Consider the following 21,487-nt stretch of genomic DNA (forward strand, 5'->3'; position numbering starts at 1 on the left):
AAGTAGAAGTGATATAAAGGCAATTGAAATGAACTTGTGGGGGAGACGAATATGAAATATCATGTGGTTAGCAGAGCTCATCAAAAACAGACAAATTGGTCAGGTGGGGAAACGATAGAGATATTTATCTATCCTGAAAATGGGAACTATTCAGAAAGGCAATTTTCTTGGCGTGTGAGCAGTGCCACCGTTGAAAAAGCAGAATCTGATTTCACACCTCTTTACGGGATAAAGCGGTGGATATTACCTTTTGATGCACCGCTTTTATTAAAGCATAGAAATCAGCAAAAGTTATTATATGAGATTTTAGTAAAACCTTATGAGGCGCATTGCTTTAAAGGGGATTGGGAAACAAAGAGTATCGGTATAACACGCGACTTTAACCTTATGTTGAGAGAAGGCAGTTATGGCATCTTAAAGCATTTTAAGCTTGCAAAGGCAACTGAGATGGATATAGAGGCCATCTTTCCAGAGATTTTCGACAACAGATTGGTTTTAATAGATAAACGCTTTACAATAGGCATTTATTGCATTGAAGGCACATACAGTGCGCTTATGGCGGAGCAGGATATTCCAGTACAAGCCAGTGAACTTTTACTGGTGGACAATGACTCTAAGATGATTCAGGAATATAAAACCCTAAGTGTCAATCAACTGGATGCAGATTATTTAAATTTGGTTATTTTCTTTGTGGCATATGATGCCCAATAAACTTCTGAAATGGATTAAAAGACAACAAAAGATCAACCTCATAATGGGCTTATGGTCCAATAAGAGATTGATCTTTTTTATGTTATATGGATACAGAATAATGTGGATATAGAGAGATTAATCTTCAGCAATGGCTGACTTCATAGCAGGCAACATAATCGTGAATGTTGTGCCATGGTTGAGTTCACTATCCACATGAATGGCTCCACCATGCTGTTCAATAATGATTTTAGCAATGGATAGCCCGAGGCCTGTTCCACCATGCTGATTGTCTTTGAGTTTTGTTCTGGATTTATCTGCACGATAAAAACGGTCAAATATATGGGGCAAATCTTCTTTTGAAATGCCAATGCCGTTATCTGAGAGCTCAATGACATATTGATTTTGAGTAGCACGAAGTGAAATTTTAATTTCGCCTTCTTCAGGAGTATATTTAATACTGTTATCCACGAAGATTCTCAAGGCTTGCTTAAGTTTGTCACATGAACCATAGATGAAGAGATTCTTATCAATGTTCTCTACGATGTCATGTTGCTTGTCAATGAGGTGAGTCTCCTTAGCAATTTCAAAGATTAGATCTGATAAATTGAACTCAGCAAGATCCATTTTTAATGTGCCTTTATCATTGCGCGCAATAAAGAGTAAACTCTCAACTAAACTGTGCATATTCTCAGTTTCACCCAAGATGGCTTGAATACTTTCTTCTAGAATGGCTGGATCATCTTTGCCCCAGCGATTTAACATACCCGCATATCCTTTGATCACTGCAATAGGTGTTCGGAGTTCATGCGAAGCATCGGACACGAATTGTTTCTCGCGTTCATAGCTTTTCTGGATGTCGTCTAGCATCTGGTTAAATGTGAGCGCAAGGTCTTTGAGCTCGTCTTTGGTACCACTGACATTTAACCGCGTACTCAAATTGTTTGCAGACATATCTTTAACTTGATCCGTCATCGTTTTAATGGGCTTCAGATGTTTGCCGGCCAACTTTGAAGAAGATAGGATAGAGGATATCATCAATACAAAACAGAGCATAATGCCAATGGGCAATGTTGCTTCGATCGTCCCTCTAGACTTATTCATGTTTTTACCTAATACAAAGTAGCTGGTCACACCAGAGGCATCTATATATTTACCGGATTGATATAGTGTCGGAAAATTTGGAAATGATTTAAAGTCAAATGAGAAATAAGCCATGGCGTCATCATAGTTCATAATATTGTCAGTGTTTTTGTAGACAAGCTCTTTTTGCTCATCATAAAAGTAGAAATACAGATCTTCACTGGCGATATAATGTGAGACGACGGTATCGTCATAGGCAAAACCATTTTGAAGCAGGCTTTGAATGTACACATCGTTTTTAGAAAGCGAACCCTGAGTTTGATAATATAGAAAGTAAGAAAAACTCATATAAGAAGTTATAAATAAAAAGGCAATTAGAAAGATCACCCTAAACGTATAGCCCAGTGTAAGTTTAAAAGTAATGTTAAATCTCAGTAGAGAAATAAACCTGTCATAGGATTTGGCCATGTAGGAAGGTTCAGAAATTTCTACCTCAGGCACTCTAGGAGCGGATGTGTTTTTAGGCTTATCTTTAGCGTTATTCGTGGTTTTGACTTTGGCATCTGATGATGCTTTTTTGGGAGGTGACGTCTCAGAGGCTTTGCCCTTATTTTTTTTTGCTTGTTTTTTTTGTTTTTTAAGTGCACGCTTATGTTTTTCTCTCTCAAGGTGTTCCAGTCGCTTTTGAATAAGTTCTTCAGATTCCGCCTTCTTCTTGCTCTTTTTACGGGCTTTTACAGTAGGTGGTACAGTCGAATTGGAATTGACTTTGATGACAATGGGTGTGGCCTTTGAAACACGCTTCTGTGGTGTCGTGTTCGGTTTGACAAATCGATTGGAACCAGTTGTGTCTCCACGACCAAGCCTAGGTTTGTTTAAACCAGAATTTGGTTTTGTATTCAATTCTTCTACTTGGTTTTTACTTATGATCTTCATCTTTGAATAAGTAACCTACCCCTCTAACGGTGTGAATGAATTTTGTTTTAAACTGATCGTCAATTTTACTTCTCAGGTAACGAATATAGACATCTACAATTTTAGTTTCTCCGAAATAGTCATAGCCCCAAACCTTATCGAGTATTTGTTCTCTGGAAAGAGCGATATTTCTATTCTCAGCAAGATAATGCAACAAATCAAACTCCGTTTTTGTGAGTTCAATGGCGTTTTCATTATATGAGGCAGTGTATTGATTGTAATCGATTTTAAGATTGCCAGAGATAAAGGTATTCGCCGGAACGGTATTGGTTGCAGGAGCCTTCCTAAAGATTCGTCTGATACGAGCTAGAAGCTCTTCTATTGCAAATGGTTTAGTCATGTAATCATCAGCGCCAAAGTCAAGCCCCATGACTTTGTCCATGGTATCGTCTTTAGCAGTGAGCATGATGATGGGAATTTCAGAATTGAGTCTAATGCGTCTACAGACTTCCATACCATTTAGTCCAGGTAACATTATGTCCAATACAATTAGGTCAAATGCCTCTCCAAGAGCACGTTCAAGCCCAGTCCTGCCATCGTGTACAGCTTGAACTTCAAAACCTTCATGCTGTAATTCCAATTCTATAAATCTCGCGATTTTAACATCGTCTTCGACAACGAGTATTTTTTGCATATTTTTCCCTCCTAAATTTATGTAAGCTAGACTGACTTTTGATACGCTAACCTCTGTTTAAATATAGCATTATTTGGATCAGATTAAAAGGTTTCAATCCCAGAGACTAAAATAAAATCCCAGTTCATAAGAGCGTTAACTGATATGAACTGAGATTAATAGTTGGCTTAATGAAAAATTTAGGAAGAGGGGCTTTTTAAGAACGTCTATCCTCTGGTTCTTTTTCAACAACGGTTTCTTCATTAAATTGGAATGCATCTTCTACTTTAACTTTACTGCCTTTAGGATCCAGAATTACGATTTTATATCCAAAGACATAAGGTAAAACCAAAAGGATTAGAGATACTGGCAAAGTCAATAAAATGATAATGGCTGCAACAGTCAATGGAATATCCAATACTTTTTTATTTTTTTTGCCGATCACAAAGCTGGTTTTGTGCATCTTGTCAAAGAATTTTTTCATATCTTCAAAGAAATCATTTTGTGGTCTTTGGCTATATTGTCGTCTTTGATGTCTATATTGTCTTTGATTGCTGTTGGCACTTGAAGGTTTTGGACCCGTTTTATGAGCATCTTCCAAGTAGATTAAAGCTTCGACCATGTCGCCGTCGTATTTTTCAAGTGCTTCTTTTGCTTCTTTATAACTGATGTTTGCCCTTTCCATGAGCATATCGATTTTTTCTAAACTTACTGACATAATAACGCCTCCTCAATGTTTTAGTATTAACTTAATTATAGAGCTTTTTTCTTAATGATGTACAAAATTTCGGTTAGAATTTGGATAGAATTATTAGGATTTATCAATTCATTTGATTGTTCTTGTGAGCGTTTAATTGCTCTTGTCAAATTGTGATTGAATGATCTTGTTGATGTTTTTATCTTTCTTGCCATTGGTTTTTAAAATCACATTAAATCCGAGGAAGAAAGGCAAAGCCAATACGATTATGGAAAACGGCAATGTAAACCAAGCAACTAAGATCACAATGATAAGTGGTAACTCAACATAAGTCTTTGAATTCTTTTGCCATGCTATTTTCATTTTTAGCATTTTTTTGAAGATTTTTTTTATGGCTGACCATAAAAATTTTATTTGAGCTTTAAAAGCTTCAGATTTCCATTCTAATTTTACGTCGGCGCCATCAGTGCAATTGGATTCTGAATGGATCGTTTCGGAATCTGAGTTTTCTGAAGCCTCAGATTCTGTATTTTGGGTTTCGATTAGGATAATAGCCTCAACGACGTCGCCATTTGAATTTTGCAACGCGTCACTTGCTTCTTTATAAGAGCAATTTGTGCGTTTGATTATTTGATCAATTTGATCTAGATTGTCTGACATTTGAATACCTCCTTTATCAACTTTCTAACTTAAGTATAAGGAGGTTGTATTAATATAAAACCAATAGAGGGTTAGAAAACAGAAAGAATTCTATGAATTTTTAATCTCAGGGGTTTACAAAAGATGTTGAATGGTATAATGTAAACATGTGATTACAATGTAAACTAAAGTTTATAAAAAGGAGAAGAGATGACAGATCGTGAACAAGAAATTCTTGAAATTGTAAAGACAAATCCTATGATAACACAAGAAGCACTTGCTCAAATCCTGGGGATTCAACGTTCTTCGGTGGCTGTTCATATTTCTAACCTCATCAAGAAGGGCAAGATCAAGGGCAAAGGTTATATTGTGTGTGAAGAAGCTTATGTCGTCGTTGTGGGGGGATGCAATATGGATATCTCCGGTAAGCCTATAAATAAGATGATTCTCCACGATTCTAACATTGGACAAGTTCAAACCTCTACTGGAGGTGTTGGCAGAAATATTGCAGAAAACTTATCACGATTAGGGATTTCTGTCAAAATGATATCTGCTGTGGGCAACGATGAGTTTGGTACTATGATTTTATCGGAGTTAAATGCCCTTAAAGTGGATACGACTGGTATCATGGTACACCAAAGTCAGCCCACTTCAACCTATCTGGCAGTATCGGATGAAACGGGTGATATGCACGTGGCAATTTCTCAAATGAACATTGTGGATGAGATCTCTGTGGCATATGTCAATGAATTTCATCATACAATTGAAAACGCAGGCTGTCTTGTGATTGACACCAACTTAAAACAGGAAGTACTTCAATATATACTCAATAAATACGCTCATAAAAAGATATTTGTGGATACTGTATCTACGGCAAAGGCTATAAAAGTGAAAGGTCTTTTAGACAAAATCTATTTTCTTAAACCCAATCTGATGGAAGCCGAACTGTTTTCCGAGTATCCGCTAGACCCATCCAATCTCGTCCCTTTTTTAAAGGCATTACCTGTGAAAAAAGTGGTTATAAGCCTTGGCGGCGAGGGCGTTATAGGTCGAGATGAAAAGGAGATTGTGAAGATTGAGTCTCCAAGGACAGAGATCGTCAATACTACTGGTGCAGGAGATGCATTCATGGCAGGTATGATTTTCTCTGAAATCAAGCAGATGCCATTCCATGAGTCGATTAAATTTGCTGCGAGTTGTGCAACTCATAATATAGAGCAACAAGAAACAGTCTCAAAAGCACTTAATGAATCCATTATAAATAATCTGATTAAGGAAAGGATGTAAAAGTATGTATAAAAATAAAATCGATATTCACCCAGAGGTTGTAAAAGCCCTTTCAGAAGGCAAACCCGTGGTTGCACTGGAATCAACAATTATATCTCATGGTATGCCATACCCTCAAAATGTTGAAACGGCACGCGAAGTTGAAAACATAATTCGAGAAAAAGGGGTAGTGCCTGCAACTATAGCCATTTTAAAAGGTCGCATTAAAGTGGGGTTAACAGCTGATGAACTGGAATACTTAGGTAAAGCTAAAGAGGTTGCAAAAGTATCCAGAAGAGATATTCCCTTTATAGTGGCGATGGGCAAAGATGGTGCGACAACTGTTGCGGCAACAATGATTTGTGCAGAATTAGCTGGCATCCAAATCTTTGTAACAGGCGGTATTGGCGGCGTTCATAGAAATGCTCAAGAAACCTTTGATATTTCAGCAGATTTAACAGAGCTTGGGCAAACCAATGTTGCCGTTATCTGTGCTGGTGCAAAATCAATTTTGGACATTGGATTGACCTTAGAATATCTTGAAACATTAGGGGTGCCCGTCGTTGGTTATCAAACTGAGGAATTACCTGCTTTTTATACGAGAAAGAGCGGTTTTAAAGTGGATTACAGGGTAGATGATGCGAAGACAGTAGCCGAAGCCATGCATTCTAAATGGTCATTGGGGCTTAAAGGTGGCGTGATCATTGCAAATCCAATTCCAGAAGCCTATCAAATGGATTTTGACATCATTACGGATGCCATAGAGACGGCCTTAAAGGAAGCGGATGCAAAAGGTATTAAAGGTAAGGCATCCACACCTTTCTTACTTGCAAAAGTGAAGGAACTGACAGGTGGGGACTCACTTGAATCCAATATCCAACTGGTGTATAACAATGCGAGAGTAGGTGCGGAAATTGCGCTTGAATATGCCAAGTTACAGGCATAAAATAGGCTCGCTTTTGGTTATTAACGAATGTTAATGGGATTTTACCGAATGTTAACAGGATGGCTATGGACGTCGATACGCGTTTCTGATATATTATGAATGCTGGTAATTTAATAACTAGATTTCTTTTTCAGTTTGCATCTGTTTTTTCCCCCAAAAAAATTTTATAGGTGTAAACGCAATTAACCCCTATGGGTTGATGTCAAGGTATGCTCTTTTTAGATTTAATCTGAAAAGAGTTTTTTTTATAAACAACAAAATTTGAACCTAAAGCTGTGATGAGGCATGTTCACCCTCAAACAGCGTCAGTGAAAATTGTTTTGAGGCATCGAGAGATAGCTCAAATGTTGTTGCTTCAAATGACTCCATACTGCCATGACACCTTAAAGAAAAGCTGTTTATTGGGGTAAAAGCTATTGTCAACCTATAGAATAAAATAGTTGACAAATATCGTCAGATCTTTTACAATGATTTTAGCTTTAAACCCCTCTTAACGACCCTCTATAAGTACGCTATAGCCATATACGCTTATGGACAGTTGGGAGAATTGAATGAAAATGACGTTTGATTGTCAATTAAATGACAGTTGATTGTCAACTAAAATGACTGTGAGGGATAATATGAAAACCAGAGATATGATTCTAATTTCTTTATTTGCCGCATTAACCGCAATTGGTGCCTTTTTAAAAATTAATATTGGTGCAGTGCCCTTTACCTTTCAATTTTTCTTCTGTGCTTATGCTGGCGTATTTTTAGGTTCAAAAAAGGGGAGTTTATCACAGATAATATACATTGCCATGGGACTGATTGGGATTCCGATCTTTGCCAATGGGGGTGGCATTACTTATGTTTTTAATCCGACATTTGGCTATTTGCTCGGCTACTTCGTTTGCACGTTTGCAATTGGCTACTTGACAGAGCGCATGACAGAGATCACTTTTATAAAGGTGTTTGGTGCTGTCCTAACGGGATTATTTTTTGTATATCTCATTGGTGTACCCTATCTTTATATGATTATAAAACTTTATCTTGGCAAAGGAGATTATTCAGTTCAAAGTGCCCTTGCAGCAGGATTTCTGCCTTTTATCATTCCAGATATCATCAAATCGTTTATTGTTGCGACTTCATCGATCTTGGTATTGCCAAGGCTTAGAAATGCAGGTTATACCACTCATGTGAAGAAGGGGTAGCATATGTTAAAAGCAATCGAAGATAAAATTTTAAGAGGCGATGCCATCCTGTACAGTGAAGCAGTTATGCTTTTAGAGGATTCTATCGCACTTGAAGCATTGATGGCATCTGCGAACAGAATAAGAATTGAACGTGCGGGTCATAAACTTGCCCTGTGTTCGATTATCAACGGGAAGAATGGCCAGTGCTCAGAAGATTGTAAATTCTGTGCACAATCTGTTCACTATGAAACAGGTGTTGACGTATATGAACAAATGCCAATTGACAAGATTGTTGAAACGGCAAAATCTCTTGAAAAAGAAGGTGTGAAGCGCTTTTCCATTGTCACCAGCGGCAGATCGCTTCATCCACAAGATATGAGTTGGCTATTGGAAGCTTATCGGGCCCTTAAACGTGAAACGGAATTAGAGCTCTGTGCTTCGCATGGCATGCTTACACTTGAACAGGCCAAAGTATTGAAGGCGATTGGTGTTACGACTTATCATCACAATTTGGAAACTTCCAGAAGTCACTATGCAGATGTCTGTACAACGCATTCATATGAGGCGCGTATTGAAACCATAAAAAATTGCCAGAGAGCAGGACTTAAGGTATGTTCTGGCGGCATATTTGGAATAGATGAGACCGATGTGGACCGGATTGACATGGCTTTTGAACTCAAAAAGCTCGAAATTAAGTCTGTGCCCATTAATTTTCTAATGCCGATTTCGGGAACGCCAATGGCTTTGAATGAATTGCCTTCACCTGAGCGTATTTTGAGAATGCTTGCGATTTACAGAATGATTTTACCGGACGCCGAGATTAGATTTGCAGGCGGAAGGGCTTACTTAGGTGAATTGGTGAAGAGGGGGTTTCAAGGTGGCGTAAATGGTGCACTATCTGGAAATTATCTGACCACGGTGGGCAATACCATAGCGCAAGATATGGCTTTGATCAGATCGCTTGGATTTGAAGTATAAAAATTGTAAACATGAAAAGTGTATCCTTTACCTCCTATTGAGGCCAAAGACACACTTTTTTTTAATACAACTCAAAATGGAATACAATTTAAATCACAAATATGTATGCATCGGTTATCACGGGGTTGAAGCGTAGAAAACAAGTGATACATAGTGGTTTAATTGCTTGTACAGTGGATGATAGCTTATGGGGTGCAGTCTTTCTAAAATTTCGGAGTAGTACCATTTCTGAAATTCAAAACCTGCATTGAAATGTGACCATATATCATCACCAAAATTATCGAGATTGCGAAAAATACTCATAATATTGGTGAGTTTATCAACACATACGATAAAGAGCACATCTAATGGCGCCTCTTGAATTTGAGCGAGATAATTTTCTTTGCGCTGGCGCCAAGTGAGGTTTTTGTCATTTTCAGAACAAAAGGCGACATAAGTTCTGACAAGCTTGCCGAATTTTGTTTCGATCATATCCAGTGTCATATCGGTATCTTCCACGGTGTCGTGCAAAATTCCGGCACAGATGACTTCATCAGACATGCCGTATTTCGCCAAAATCATACCCACTTCAAGAGGATGGGCCACATAGATGTCCTGATCTAGTTTTCGAATTTGATTCTCATGCGCTAAGATAGCAGTGTGAATGGCATCGTATATCGTCATAAGGCCTCCTAAATGTTGTGGATCAAAAAAACTGATAAGAACCAAACAGCTTGATACTCGAATATTTAGAACATTTTATATACTGATTTTAGCATAGTTTTGACAAGATGACTATTCCCAAAGTTTAAGATAAGTCAAGTAAAAAATAAAAAACACATCTAAAGTCTTATTTTCAAAAAAACATCAAAAAAACGTTATAATCATCTATATATTGTGTATACTTATTTTATGTAGATACATCATACAGATTTTCTAATACATTTAAAAAGCACAATATTGCTTGCGAGGGGGGGATTTTTTTGTACTCAATGATAGAAAAGAGAAACGGAGAGTTAAAGTCATTTGACCGACATAAAATAGAAGCTGCAATTTTTAAATCACTGGTGGCGAGTAAACCATCAAGGTTGAGGAAAGACTTGCTGAAACTTTCTGAAGTGGTCACAGATTATGTCTTGCTTGATCTGGATGAAAAACAATTGACAACTTATCCTAAAGTTGAGATTATCCAAGATGCAGTGGAGAATGTACTGATGAAAATGGGCGAGTACGAAACTGCAAAAAACTACATTAAATATCGATTTGAACATAAAAGACAACGTGAAAATAAGAAAACAGCCATGGACATATTATCACTATTTGGGAACTATATAGGTCAGAATGATTGGCTCGTCAGAGAAAATTCTAATATGAGTTATTCTTTACAAGGGTTGAATAATCATATTATCTCTAAGGCGTCAAAAGCTTTCTGGCTACATAATGTCTATACAGAAACCGTTAGGACCTCTCACGAAGAAGGGGCGATTCATATTCACGATTTAGGTCTTTTATCCACATATTGTTGTGGTTGGAGTCTTGAAGATCTTTTGCTCAAAGGTTTTGGCGGTGTTCCTGGGAAAGTTGAATCTGCTGCAGCGAAGCATTTTGACACCGCATTGCTTCAACTGGTCAATTTTATCTATACGGTTCAGGGCGAAGCCGCAGGAGCACAAGCTGTATCTAACTTTGATACGCTTTTAGCACCATTTATCAGAGCGGATGGACTATCCTATCAGGATGTTAAACATGCCATGAAGACATTCGTATTCAACATGAACATCGCAACAAGAGTAGGGTTTCAAACCCCATTTTTCAATATAACAATGGATAAGGAAGTGCCCACAACTCACAAGGACATGCCTATTATCATCGGTGGTAAACGCCTGTATGATGAAGTATACGGGGACTATCAGCATGAGATGGATTGGATCAACAAGGCTTTTTGTGAAGTAATGATGTCCGGAGATGCAAAGGGTAGAATTTTCACTTTTCCAATTCCCACCTATAATATTACAGATGAGTGGGACTGGAATAATGAAGTGACAGATAAGATTATGGAGATGACCGCTAAATATGGGACGCCCTATTTTAGTAATTTTGTGAATTCGGATTTAAATCCAGAAGATGTGCGCAGCATGTGTTGCCGTCTGAGACTGGATAATAAAGCGCTCTTAAAGCGGGGTGGCGGATTATTTGGCGCGAATCCCAAGACGGGTTCTATCGGTGTGGTCACAGTGAATATGGGTCGAATAGGTTATCTTTCAAAGACCTATGAAGAACTTTTGAATCGTGTTGAACGACTGATGGAAATTGCCAAAGATTCACTTGAAGCCAAAAGAAAAGTATTGGAAGAAAATATGTGTAGAGGTCTCTATCCCTATTCTAGATATTATTTGGAAGAAGTTTATCAAAATTATGGTGAGTACTGGCATAATCATTTTGCAACCATTGGGCCTAATGGCGTCAATGAATGTATACAAAATTTTACAGATGGTAAGGACAGTATTGTGACCACCCAAGGCCGTGAAATGGCAAGGGCGATTTTGGATCATATGAACGAGGTACTCGTAAGGTTTCAGCAGGAAACCGGGCATTTGTATAATCTTGAAGCAAGCCCAGCTGAAGGTGCCGCTTATCGATTTGCAAAGACAGATAAGGCCTTGTATCCCAATATTATAACTGCTGGCGGCGATGTGCCTTATTATACAAATTCAACGCAATTGCCAGTGGGATTCTCGACAGATTTGTTTGAAGCACTGGATCATCAAGATGATCTTCAAATCAAGTACACAGGGGGAACGGTTTTCCATGGCTTTATCCCAGAAAAAATTCACTCCATAGAAACCGTAAAATGCATTCTAAGAAAGGTCACTCAAAATTATAGACTCCCTTATTTCACCATCACGCCGACTTTTAGCATCTGCGAAGATCACAAGTATATTGCTGGAGAAGAACACACTTGTCCCACTTGTGGGAAGCCAACAGAGGTTTGGTCTCGCGTGGTGGGTTACCATCGACCAATCAGTTCTTGGAACGAAGGCAAGCAATCTGAATTTGACGAACGCGTTGCTTTTTCAAATTTTTAGAAAGAATATGGAAATTTATGTGGCAAATGACAGACTATTGGTATAAAATATATAATTATAATAAGATAGATGGTTTAGAACAGTCGTTGTTTAAAAGGAGTAGTCATGTCACTAGAACACATAAAGCTCGAAAGTTTTTTGAAAACATCGTTTATTGATTATCCGGATTTGATTTCCAGCGTTGCTTATTTTGGTAAATGCAACTTCAGATGCCCTTATTGCCATAATGGCGATTTAGTCAGGCACTCTAGCAACTCAGTGAGTTCGGAAGAATGGCTTGCACACATAAAAGCGAAAAGAGGCCTAATTGATGGTGTTGTCATATCTGGAGGGGAACCCTCTCTTACTCAGGATATACGCCCCTTGCTAGAGGCAATCAGAAAGTTGTCTGTGAAGATTAAAATCGACACCAATGGCAGCAATCCAGAATGGCTTGAAAATATCATTGGGGAACAGCTGGTGGATTATGTTGCAATGGATTTAAAAAATACGCCCTCTAAGTATGAAATGACTGCTGGCTTAAAGTCATTTAATACTCAAGTGCTCTTTAAAAGTATTGATTTAATCATTAAAAGTGGGATTGCTCATGAATTTCGAACCACGCTTATGAAAGAGTTTCACGAGTTAAGCGACTTGATAGAGATGGCAACGCTTATTAATGGTAGCAAAGTTTATACGTTGCAACAATATGAATACAACCCTAAGCAAGTTGTGGATCGTCGCTATACACCTTATACACTGGATGAGATGAATTGGTTGAAAGATCAGATACAACCTTTGCTCAAAGGGACACATGTACAAGCTATTGGCAAATATTAAATTCAAGTCAGCTCTTTGTGGGTAGATTAAAACCACTTAGAGCTGTTTTTTTATTCTATAATTTGATGATGATCAATAAAATAGGGTATGGAAAGTTTTTGTCAAGGGTATCCACTGAGAAAAAGCCGTTTACACTTGTTTTGGAGATGTAAAGGATAGGTCAAATATGGATTGCTGATATTGACTGCTAAAACTGAAAGGCGTATAATAAAAAACTATTAAATGATTATAAATGGGTGTGGCTAATGATAATTAAAGGCAATGGTGTGGATATCGTTGAAATTGAACGATTTAAAAAAATTGTGACAGAAAAACCAAAGTTTTTGAAACGTTTCTTTACTGATTCAGAAAACGAGTTGTTTGAGAAGAAACATATGAAAGCGGAAACTGTTGCAGGTAATTTTGCGACTAAAGAAGCTGTTTCAAAGGCATTTGGGACAGGTGTGAGGGGTTTTAACCTCAGGGATATTGAAGTGCTCAGAGATGAGTTAGGTCATCCTTATGTGAACTTATACGATGGGGCAAAAGAAGTTGCGCATCAAAAGGGGATCACCACATTGATGGTGTCCATTTCACACTCAAGTGAAAATGCCGTTGCATTTGTCATCGCTGTTGGGGAGGCGTGAGATTATGAAAATTGCTGTAGAAAAGGATATTAGAGAAATCGATTTAAGGGCAAATGAAAAATATCGCATTTCACAAATTGTTTTAATGGAAAATTCAGGTATTGCACTTGCTGAAGAAGTAAAAAAGCATGTCAATAGGCACAGTAAAGTTATCATAGTGGTGGGCATGGGAAACAATGGTGGCGATGGTTTGGTCTGTGCGAGGCATCTGCACAATGAATCCTATTCGGTTAAAATATTTATGATCGGCAATCTCAAAAAGCTATCTGAACACGCCAATCAAAATTTTGAAATAATTAAACACTTGAATATACCTGTGGAAATGATCAACGATATCGGCGGCGTTAAAAAATTAGGAAAGTTAATTGCCTATGATGATGTTGTGGTGGATTGCATATTCGGTATTGGCATAACCAAAGATGTGGAAGGCGTTTATGAGCTTGCAATAGATGCAATCAACGATTCTGAAGGCTATATTATTTCGTGTGATATGCCCAGTGGCATACATGCCAGTGAAGGTTTAGTGATGAAAACAGCAGTACGAGCGGATAAGACCGTTGCGCTCTGTCTGCCAAAAGTGGGCAACATCATGTATCCAGCCGCAGAATACAACGGGGAGTTGGTTGTGAAGAAGATTTCCGTTCCCAATGAGCTCATTGCAGAGATGTCCCTGCCGCTTGAAACCATATCGCATGAGTTCATCAAACAACTGATTCCTAAAAGGCAAAGAAATTCTCATAAAGGTGTTTATGGGAAAGCCAGCATAATAGCGGGTTCTTTTGGCATGACGGGTGCTGCAATCCTGTGTGGGAAGAGCGCTTTGAGATCGGGTGTAGGCTTGCTGAAATTGATCATCCCAGAATCACTTCACACGATTATCACCACAAGTGTGCCCGAAGCAGTGACCGTGCCACTGGCTGAGACGCGCAAGGGTGTCTTTGGCATAAATCAAGTGGAGAAGTTGGTTCAAACGTGTGATGCTGCCGATGTAATTGCCATTGGACCAGGTTGTGGCCAAAACGCAGAGATGAATGAAATCTTAAGACATTTGATTACATTAGTGGATAAGCCGGTTATTATAGATGCAGATGGCCTTAACACACTTGCAAAGCATGTGGATGTGCTTGAAAACAAACTGAACAAAGTCGTTTTGACACCACATCCAGGTGAAATGAGTCGGTTGACAAATTTGCCTCTTGAAGTCATCAATCAACACCCCATTAGAACCGCAAGTGAATTTGCCCATAAGTGGCAGGTTATCGTAGTCCTAAAAGGTGCTAGAACTGTAGTTGCATTGCCTTCGGGACAGATATATATCAATGTCAACGGCAATCCTGGAATGGCAACCGCAGGGAGTGGAGATGTTCTAACGGGCATTATAACCAGTCTGGTGGCTCAGGGATTGACGCCTGAAAATGCTGCAATTGCAGGTGTTTACATTCATGGTTACTCTGGCGATCTCATGGTTAGCCAAAAAGGTGAATACGGGTTAATCGCAGGAGATTTAATAGAGGGCATCACTCATGTTTTTAGGAATTTAGAATTGGAAGTTTAAAAAAAACATTAAAATTCATTGGTCAAGTTAAAAAAAAAGGATTAAAATAGTCTAGGGACTGTTTTAATCCTTTTTTTTTTTAAAACAATAAAATTAGAATAAAAGGTTTTCTCTAGAGCTTTAATCGGTAAAAACAATTCGCGAAAAATAATTTGAGGCATCGAGGATGGCTTAAATATGATGAATACCATGAGGAGGCACATGTGAGCGATCATATTTTGACGAGACCAGTTTGGGCAGAAATTAATTTGGATGCATTAGCACATAACATGAGAGAAGTTAAAAAGTGCATCAAGCCGACGACTTTAGCCAGTGCAGTTATAAAAGCTGACGGCTATGGTCACGGTGCGATACAAATAGCAGAAACATTGTTAAATAACGGCGCCGACCGTTTGGCTGTTGCCACGCTTTCAGAAGCAGTTCAACTTAGAAGCGTTTATAGAGCAGTTGAAATTTTGATTTTAGGATATACACCTAATGAAAATGCTGAAGAAGTCATTGAGAACAGATTAATTCAAACTCTCTATACGATGGAACAAGCTGTTTTTTTTAATCAAAAAGCGATGGCAATGAATCAAAAACTAAAAGTACATGTAAAACTAGATACGGGTATGAGGCGTATTGGTATGCCAATCACAGAAGAAACGGTTAATCAGATTGTAGAAATGAATGCTTTTTCTAATTTGATTATAGAGGGGATTTTTACACATTTTGCAGTGGCTGATGAAACGGATAAAACTTTTACGCATATACAGGTAAAACGTTTTAAATGGGTAATAGATCAACTTGAAAAGCGTGGCGTAATCATTCCTATTAAACACGTTGCCAACAGTGCGACAATTATTGACTGTCCTGAGTATCAATTTGATATGGTCAGAGCGGGCATTATGTTGTACGGCTTGTATCCCTCGATGGCTGTCAATCACGAGGCAGTGTCGTTAAAAGAAGTGATGTCGCTTCGAACTCGAATCTCACATGTGAAATATGTGGAAAGTGGAGAGGGGATTAGCTATGGATTGACTTATAAAACCAGTGAAAGAGAGCAAATTGCAACGCTGCCGCTGGGTTATGCAGATGGCTTTTCAAGAGGGTATTCAGGCAAGGCAAAGGCGATTGTAAAAGGTGAAATCAGACCAATCGTCGGGCGAATTTGTATGGATCAATGTCTGATGAATGTCACCGGATTAGAGGTTCATCAAGGTGATGAAGTCATATTATTCGGTGCTGATGACAAACAACAAATTCAAATTGACGCATATGCGGATATGCTCCACACGATTAATTATGAAGTGGTCTGTATGATTTCAAAGCGTGTCTTACGTGTTTATAAAAAGGATGACCAAATTGTAAAAATTATAGATTATTTGAGATAACATGTATTTTTTATGGCAGGATCTTCTATTTTATGATAGAATGTTCAATAGATAGAGACATATAAATGTAAAATGGTTACGGGAAGCTAAAAAATTATTTTGGGCAATTTTTTTGGGAGAAGAAGGGCTGAATTATAAGATGTTTATGGATTCTTAATACTTTATGCTGTTTTAATTAAGGTAATAAGGGTAACATAGACAGAGAGAAATTGTTTTGATACGAAGGGTATCGTTAACAATGGGGGTTTTGTGATGGAAAAAAATGCTCAGTACGGTTGTGATTCCTTTGGTGCGTATACGTTTTTTTTGAAAAATGTGGCACTCAAAGCGCACAAAAAAAATGCTCTGAAAAATTGTAAAGCCTGCGAGACAATGCGTTTTGGCTACGAAATAATGGCTCAGATTAATTTAGAATGTTGTGAATCTGGGTTGATAGATTACTTATCTGCGTTATCTATCTTTGAATCAAAGTTGAATGGAGATGATAATTAAGGTGAATATTAAAAGAGGCGACGTATTTTTTGCGGATTTATCACCTGTGCGTGGTTCTGAACAAGGTGGGCAAAGACCTGTTTTGATCATTCAAAATGATATTGGAAACAAGTATAGCCCCACAGTGATCATTGCAGCGATTACGGCAAAAATTGCGAAAGCAAAATTACCGACACACGTTGAAGTACAAGCTTCTCAAGTAGGTTTGTTGAAAGATTCAGTAGTCTTATTGGAACAAGTGAGAACGATTGATAAAACGCGATTGATTCAAAAACTTGGACATCTTGAAGAAGGTGTCATGGTGGCTGTTGATAAAGCCTTGGTCATTAGCCTTGGTCTATATGAGGAAGATGCTTGAACCTGTATATCTTTATTGTATGCAGGTTTTTTCCTGTTTTTTGACAAACATATTCTGAAATGTACAGAACGCGTATAGCATCATCCAATCTCATATGTTAAAATGATTGATGATAGTGATTAAAATAGAGCGCTCAGGAGGCAGTTATGACATTTAATAAAAATCTGGTTATAAGCTTAACACTTGGCATTTTTATTGGCGTGATAGGCGTTGTTCAAGCCGATGGCACCGCTGGAACCACAACAGATCCTCTTGTTACCGTGAGTTACATGGAATTGAAGCTTAAAGCATTAGATGACAAATATCTAGCGGAAGTAAATGCTTTGAAAAGTCAAATAGAGCAATTGAGTCAAGGAGGTAACTCGAGCAAGGGATCTCAATTATTTGAAATCATCAACGTGCCTAAAGACAGCGCAGTTTACTTTGCAGACAGTGCCGAGTTTATCGTGAGAGTGGGTAAGGCAACCGTGATTGATCCCAATGCTGTGGGCATTCCAGATTTAACGGCAGGCAGTAAAGTGTTGAATGGCAAGGGTGTACCTATTGACCATCACATGCTCGTCCCCAGTAATGATGGCAGAGGTATTGTGACAGCAGATGACTGTTGGATGATGATTAAAGGCAATTACACGATCATTTCAAATAAATAATGTGGAGGCATCATGAACTTTAAAAAGAAAATATACCTTATCTTATTTGTGATAAGTTTGATAGCGACAGGCACGATGTTGTGGAGTCGCATAAATGTTGAAAATCAAGCTAAAACGGTGGATATAGTAGCGGATTACTATGAATTTTCCCTCTTTGCTGATCAACTGGGCATAACGGATAAAGAGATGTTTAAAACGCTTTTTGAGGCGGGCATTTCCAGTGTTGCCCTTAGTGAAGATTCGCTCTATAGTCTAGTTAATGAGCAAAAACCGATAGAATACGACCTGCTTTCAAATGTGAAGAAGGACCTAGAGTGGCAAAATTTTTATGGCGATCGAGCAAATGCATTTCTTGAATCTGACGAAAACAAATATGATGTGATTGTAAGAACTTATGATCAAGCACTCTTTGAACGCTTGTCCAAGGCCATAGAAGCACGCTACGATGTTGGCTTTTACGAATTTTTTGATGAAGATGTCAACACGATTGTTTTAAAAGGCACAATAGATGATTTATACTATACGGAAGATAGCAGGTACAAGGACATCTTTGCAAGAGGTATAAAATTGCCAAGGGTGGTTATATCTTCAGCGCTTGAAGACATTGGATTGGGTTATGATCCCGAGAAGATTGAAAATATAAAATCGAGTGGTTTACCCATTAATCTAAGACCGACGAATTTTGGCAGAGCTAATACTCATATTGCTAAAGCTTATTTTGATGATGTTAAAAAATACGACGAAGAACCTATGGAAATCATTTTTGGCGGTAGATCCATCTTAGGTTATGAACAAGAGGTCAGAAATTACGATCCACTTCTATACAAGACACTTGTTTCTAAAAATATACCGATTGCACTGATTGAATCCTCACTTCAAAGAGGTCATTCTGAACAAGATGGCTTGACACAACTGGCGCAAGATCTGAATTATAATGTCGTGCGTGTTTTTCCAGTGATTGAATACATCCAACAACGCTATAATTATCTAGATTATTATACGGGGTCAATAGAGATTCAAAATACGCTCTATAGGGCCATTACAGAACGCAATATTCGCGCGATTTACTTTAGACCTTATAAAGATACGAATTTCACTTATTACGAAGTGTTGGAGGATTATAAACCGATGCTCTCGCAATTGGAAGCACGTCTTGCACCTCATGGCATATCTCTTGGGAGGCCAAGCGTCATGCCATACCATTCTCTATCTCCTTTTTTATTGATGTTATCTGCTTTTGGTCTTTTAATTCTCGGATTGATCGCCCTTAAACTGATCTTTGATATCAATGAGAAATTTGAATGGATTTTGTTTATCCTAGGCATGTTGTTTATTCCTGTGAGTGTTTTTGTCGTTCCAAATCTCAGTGTGGAACTCTATGCATTTGCAGCAGCGAATATCTATCCAACTATTGCGATTATCTTTTTTATCGAATATATAAAGGACATTTTGCTCAGTACGAAAGTTTATACCCTCAAGGGTATTATTGTAAAAGCAAGTATTGGTTTAACGGCGATTGTAACGTTGTGCTTAATCGGTGGTCTCACAGTGGGTGCAATTATGTCTAGATCGGACTATTTGGTGGAAATGAGTTTCTACAGAGGTGTCAAAGCAAGTTTACTTTTGCCGATGTTATTATTTGTAGTGATTTACATCATTAAATTGGGTTATAGACGCAATATTCACGATTTAGATGAAGACACTTTTTTTATAGAAGATCTCAAAGGCTTTCTATATGAAAATGTAAAAGTCTACTATCTTGCAATTGCAGCACTGCTTGCGATTATTGTCTATATCTATATTGCAAGATCTGGACATGAAACCAATGTGGAAGCGTTAAATATTGAAATTATTTTTAGGAATTTTTTAGAGAATGTCTTATTGGCAAGACCGCGAACAAAAGAAATATTGATGGCTTTTCCTGCGTTTACAGCAACCGTATATTTGGCTTGCCGAGGCTATCAGCGCATCTTATTTCCTTTTGCTTTAACTTCAATGATTGGTTTCACTTCAGTGGTAAATACTTTTTGTCATTCGAGAGCACCAATCTATTTATCAACAGCAAGAGAATTGATCTCCTTAGCTATGGGAATAGTCATTGGCGTCATTGTACTTGTTGTGTTGGAAATTATTAATCGCATCTATGTTGCGTACTTTGGGAGCAAAAAATATGAATAAAGTCGTGATCTCAGGCTTTTATGGATTTCACAATATTGGTGATGAAGCCATTTTGTTAACTTTGACTAAAAAATTGAAAGACATAAATGCCAATGTTCAAATCACTGTATTATCCAACAATCCTGAAGAAACTATGCAGAAGTTTGATGTTAAGGCTATTAATAGAAGCGATGCTTTAAAAGTTGCAAGAGTGATCATGGGATGTGATGTGCTTTTAAGTGGCGGTGGAAGTCTTTTGCAAGATGTAACCAGTGCTAGGAGCATACACTATTATCTGAGCATTATCAGAATGGGATTGTTCTTCAAGAAGAAAGTTTTTCTCATAAGTCACGGTGTGGGCCCGTTGATTAGAGCATCCAATAAGAGGCGCGTAAAGCGTGTGCTCAATAAAGTGCAATGTATTACAGTTAGAGATGTTAAATCATATGAATTATTAATGTCAATAGGGGTAAAACCTGAAAAAGCGAAGGTGACAACAGATCCTGTGATGGGCCTAGAATGTCAACCGCTTGATGCAGGTGAACGCATTATAGAAAAACTCAATTTAAAAGATCCGAAACGGAAAAAGTTGGCGATTGCCATTAGACAGAAGGATTTCAGAGATGATGCACATAGAGACTTACTCGTTCAAATGGCAAATCGACTTGCCAAGAGATATAATGTCATCTTCGTACCCTTCTATTACAAGAATGATACAAAGATATTTCAGGATATCCATGATAAAACGGATGAACATGTGTATTTTATCATTGATAAATACAATTCTTTAACTTTTATGAGCCTCATTCAAAATATGGATATCTTAGTGGGTTCAAGGTTGCATTCACTTATATTTTCGCTAGTTGCAGAAGTGCCTTTCGTGGGAATCAGTTATGATCCTAAAATTGAAAACTTCCTTGAAACCATTCAAATGGCACCCGTATGCAGTATACACGATTTTAGACCTGATGCCATAGAAGCAGAAATCAGCAGATACGAACAAAATTATGATATGGTCAAAGCGCAAATTATACACTCGAAGGCCGATTTGATAGAGTTGCTTAAAGTAAATGATGAAATATTAGAGACATTAATATAGCCCTTGAGGAGGTGAACTCCCACTTCTTAAAGTGGGGGTTCACATTCCTAATTCAATGGGAGTTTAAACTCCCATTGAATGCAATCCGATAGGATTGCTCAAGGGTTACGAAGGTAGCGAAGCGGACTGAGTATGAATCCTCAAAACAGTAATTTTTTCTTGAGGAGTAGGGTTACGAAGGTAGCGAAGCGGACTGAGTATGAATCCTCAAAACAGTAATTTTTTCTTGAGGAG

20 protein-coding genes are annotated in these 21,487 nt (G+C 38.0%); 15 read left to right on the forward strand and 5 right to left on the reverse strand.

Annotation, left to right across the window (positions count from 1 at the left end; translation table 11 throughout):
* Positions 1–51 precede the first annotated feature (51 nt).
* Positions 52–711: a HutD family protein gene (locus ISU02_RS19775; protein WP_194703576.1), complete on the forward strand. Its 660-nt coding sequence runs from the start codon at positions 52–54 to the stop codon at positions 709–711.
* Positions 712–828: 117 nt separating this feature from the next.
* Here ISU02_RS19775 and ISU02_RS19780 read toward each other — a convergent pair whose 3' ends face one another.
* The 4 genes from ISU02_RS19780 to ISU02_RS19795 all read right to left on the reverse strand — a co-directional run bounded on the left by ISU02_RS19780 (position 829) and on the right by ISU02_RS19795 (position 4,718).
* Entirely contained in the window at positions 829–2,709 is a 1,881-nt protein-coding gene (locus tag ISU02_RS19780; RefSeq protein ID WP_194703577.1) for a HAMP domain-containing sensor histidine kinase, read from the reverse strand.
* Positions 2,693–3,382: a response regulator transcription factor gene (locus ISU02_RS19785; RefSeq protein WP_194703578.1), complete on the reverse strand. Its 690-nt coding sequence runs from the start codon at positions 3,380–3,382 to the stop codon at positions 2,693–2,695. Before ISU02_RS19785 ends, ISU02_RS19780 begins: the two co-directional genes overlap by 17 nt.
* A gap of 196 nt (positions 3,383–3,578) precedes the next feature.
* Positions 3,579–4,079, reverse strand: coding sequence for a DUF4342 domain-containing protein (locus ISU02_RS19790; protein ID WP_194703579.1), 501 nt, complete (start codon positions 4,077–4,079; stop codon positions 3,579–3,581).
* Positions 4,080–4,211: 132 nt separating this feature from the next.
* The gene (locus ISU02_RS19795) at positions 4,212–4,718 is read right to left on the reverse strand and encodes a UBA domain-containing protein (RefSeq protein ID WP_194703580.1); all 507 of its coding nucleotides are present in this window, start codon (positions 4,716–4,718) and stop codon (positions 4,212–4,214) included.
* Positions 4,719–4,907: 189 nt separating this feature from the next.
* Here ISU02_RS19795 and ISU02_RS19800 point away from each other — a divergent pair, with 189 nt between their 5' ends.
* From ISU02_RS19800 to bioB, 4 genes are all read left to right on the forward strand, one after another.
* The gene (locus tag ISU02_RS19800) at positions 4,908–5,984 is read left to right on the forward strand and encodes a carbohydrate kinase (RefSeq protein WP_194703581.1); all 1,077 of its coding nucleotides are present in this window, start codon (positions 4,908–4,910) and stop codon (positions 5,982–5,984) included.
* Between the two features lie 4 nt (positions 5,985–5,988).
* On the forward strand, positions 5,989–6,909 hold the full coding sequence (locus ISU02_RS19805; RefSeq protein ID WP_194703582.1) for a pseudouridine-5'-phosphate glycosidase: 921 nt from the start codon (positions 5,989–5,991) through the stop codon (positions 6,907–6,909).
* Positions 6,910–7,529: 620 nt separating this feature from the next.
* Positions 7,530–8,099, forward strand: a complete 570-nt coding sequence (locus ISU02_RS19810; protein ID WP_194703583.1) for a biotin transporter BioY — start codon at positions 7,530–7,532, stop codon at positions 8,097–8,099.
* A 3-nt stretch (positions 8,100–8,102) separates the two neighbouring features.
* Entirely contained in the window at positions 8,103–9,059 is a 957-nt protein-coding gene (gene bioB / locus ISU02_RS19815) for a biotin synthase BioB (protein ID WP_194703584.1), read from the forward strand.
* Positions 9,060–9,176: 117 nt separating this feature from the next.
* On the opposite strand, the gene ISU02_RS19820 is transcribed toward bioB, so the two are convergent.
* On the reverse strand, positions 9,177–9,722 hold the full coding sequence (locus ISU02_RS19820; RefSeq protein WP_194703585.1) for an HD domain-containing protein: 546 nt from the start codon (positions 9,720–9,722) through the stop codon (positions 9,177–9,179).
* A 308-nt stretch (positions 9,723–10,030) separates the two neighbouring features.
* Here ISU02_RS19820 and ISU02_RS19825 point away from each other — a divergent pair, with 308 nt between their 5' ends.
* The 10 genes from ISU02_RS19825 (at position 10,031) to csaB (ending at position 21,253) form a co-directional block, all read left to right on the forward strand.
* Positions 10,031–12,124 carry a ribonucleoside triphosphate reductase gene (locus ISU02_RS19825; protein ID WP_194703586.1) on the forward strand — a complete coding sequence of 698 codons (2,094 nt, stop codon included), beginning with the start codon at positions 10,031–10,033 and terminating at the stop codon, positions 12,122–12,124.
* A gap of 105 nt (positions 12,125–12,229) precedes the next feature.
* A complete protein-coding gene (locus ISU02_RS19830) occupies positions 12,230–12,943 on the forward strand; it encodes an anaerobic ribonucleoside-triphosphate reductase activating protein (protein ID WP_194703587.1) in 714 nt (237 codons plus the stop codon).
* A gap of 248 nt (positions 12,944–13,191) precedes the next feature.
* Entirely contained in the window at positions 13,192–13,569 is a 378-nt protein-coding gene (acpS, locus tag ISU02_RS19835) for a holo-ACP synthase (RefSeq protein ID WP_194703659.1), read from the forward strand.
* Positions 13,570–13,573: 4 nt separating this feature from the next.
* Positions 13,574–15,124, forward strand: coding sequence for an NAD(P)H-hydrate dehydratase (locus ISU02_RS19840; protein WP_194703588.1), 1,551 nt, complete (start codon positions 13,574–13,576; stop codon positions 15,122–15,124).
* 203 nt (positions 15,125–15,327) lie between these two features.
* Entirely contained in the window at positions 15,328–16,497 is a 1,170-nt protein-coding gene (gene alr / locus ISU02_RS19845) for an alanine racemase (protein ID WP_323985064.1), read from the forward strand.
* 252 nt (positions 16,498–16,749) lie between these two features.
* A complete protein-coding gene (locus ISU02_RS19850) occupies positions 16,750–16,989 on the forward strand; it encodes a hypothetical protein (RefSeq protein WP_194703589.1) in 240 nt (79 codons plus the stop codon).
* 1 nt (position 16,990) lies between these two features.
* Positions 16,991–17,347 (forward strand): type II toxin-antitoxin system PemK/MazF family toxin, encoded by a 357-nt coding sequence (locus ISU02_RS19855; protein WP_194703590.1) that lies wholly within the window; start codon positions 16,991–16,993, stop codon positions 17,345–17,347.
* Positions 17,348–17,493: 146 nt separating this feature from the next.
* Complete coding sequence (locus tag ISU02_RS19860; protein ID WP_194703591.1) at positions 17,494–17,997, forward strand: hypothetical protein; 504 nt, start codon at positions 17,494–17,496, stop codon at positions 17,995–17,997.
* A 12-nt stretch (positions 17,998–18,009) separates the two neighbouring features.
* Positions 18,010–20,175: a DUF5693 family protein gene (locus ISU02_RS19865; RefSeq protein WP_194703592.1), complete on the forward strand. Its 2,166-nt coding sequence runs from the start codon at positions 18,010–18,012 to the stop codon at positions 20,173–20,175.
* Positions 20,168–21,253 carry a polysaccharide pyruvyl transferase CsaB gene (gene csaB, locus ISU02_RS19870; RefSeq protein WP_194703593.1) on the forward strand — a complete coding sequence of 362 codons (1,086 nt, stop codon included), beginning with the start codon at positions 20,168–20,170 and terminating at the stop codon, positions 21,251–21,253. The genes ISU02_RS19865 and csaB overlap by 8 nt, the downstream gene beginning before the upstream one ends.
* Positions 21,254–21,487: the final 234 nt, after the last annotated feature.

The organism is Fusibacter ferrireducens (genome assembly GCF_015352425.1).
GTDB classification, from domain to species: Bacteria; Bacillota; Clostridia; order Peptostreptococcales; family Acidaminobacteraceae; genus Fusibacter_A; species Fusibacter_A ferrireducens.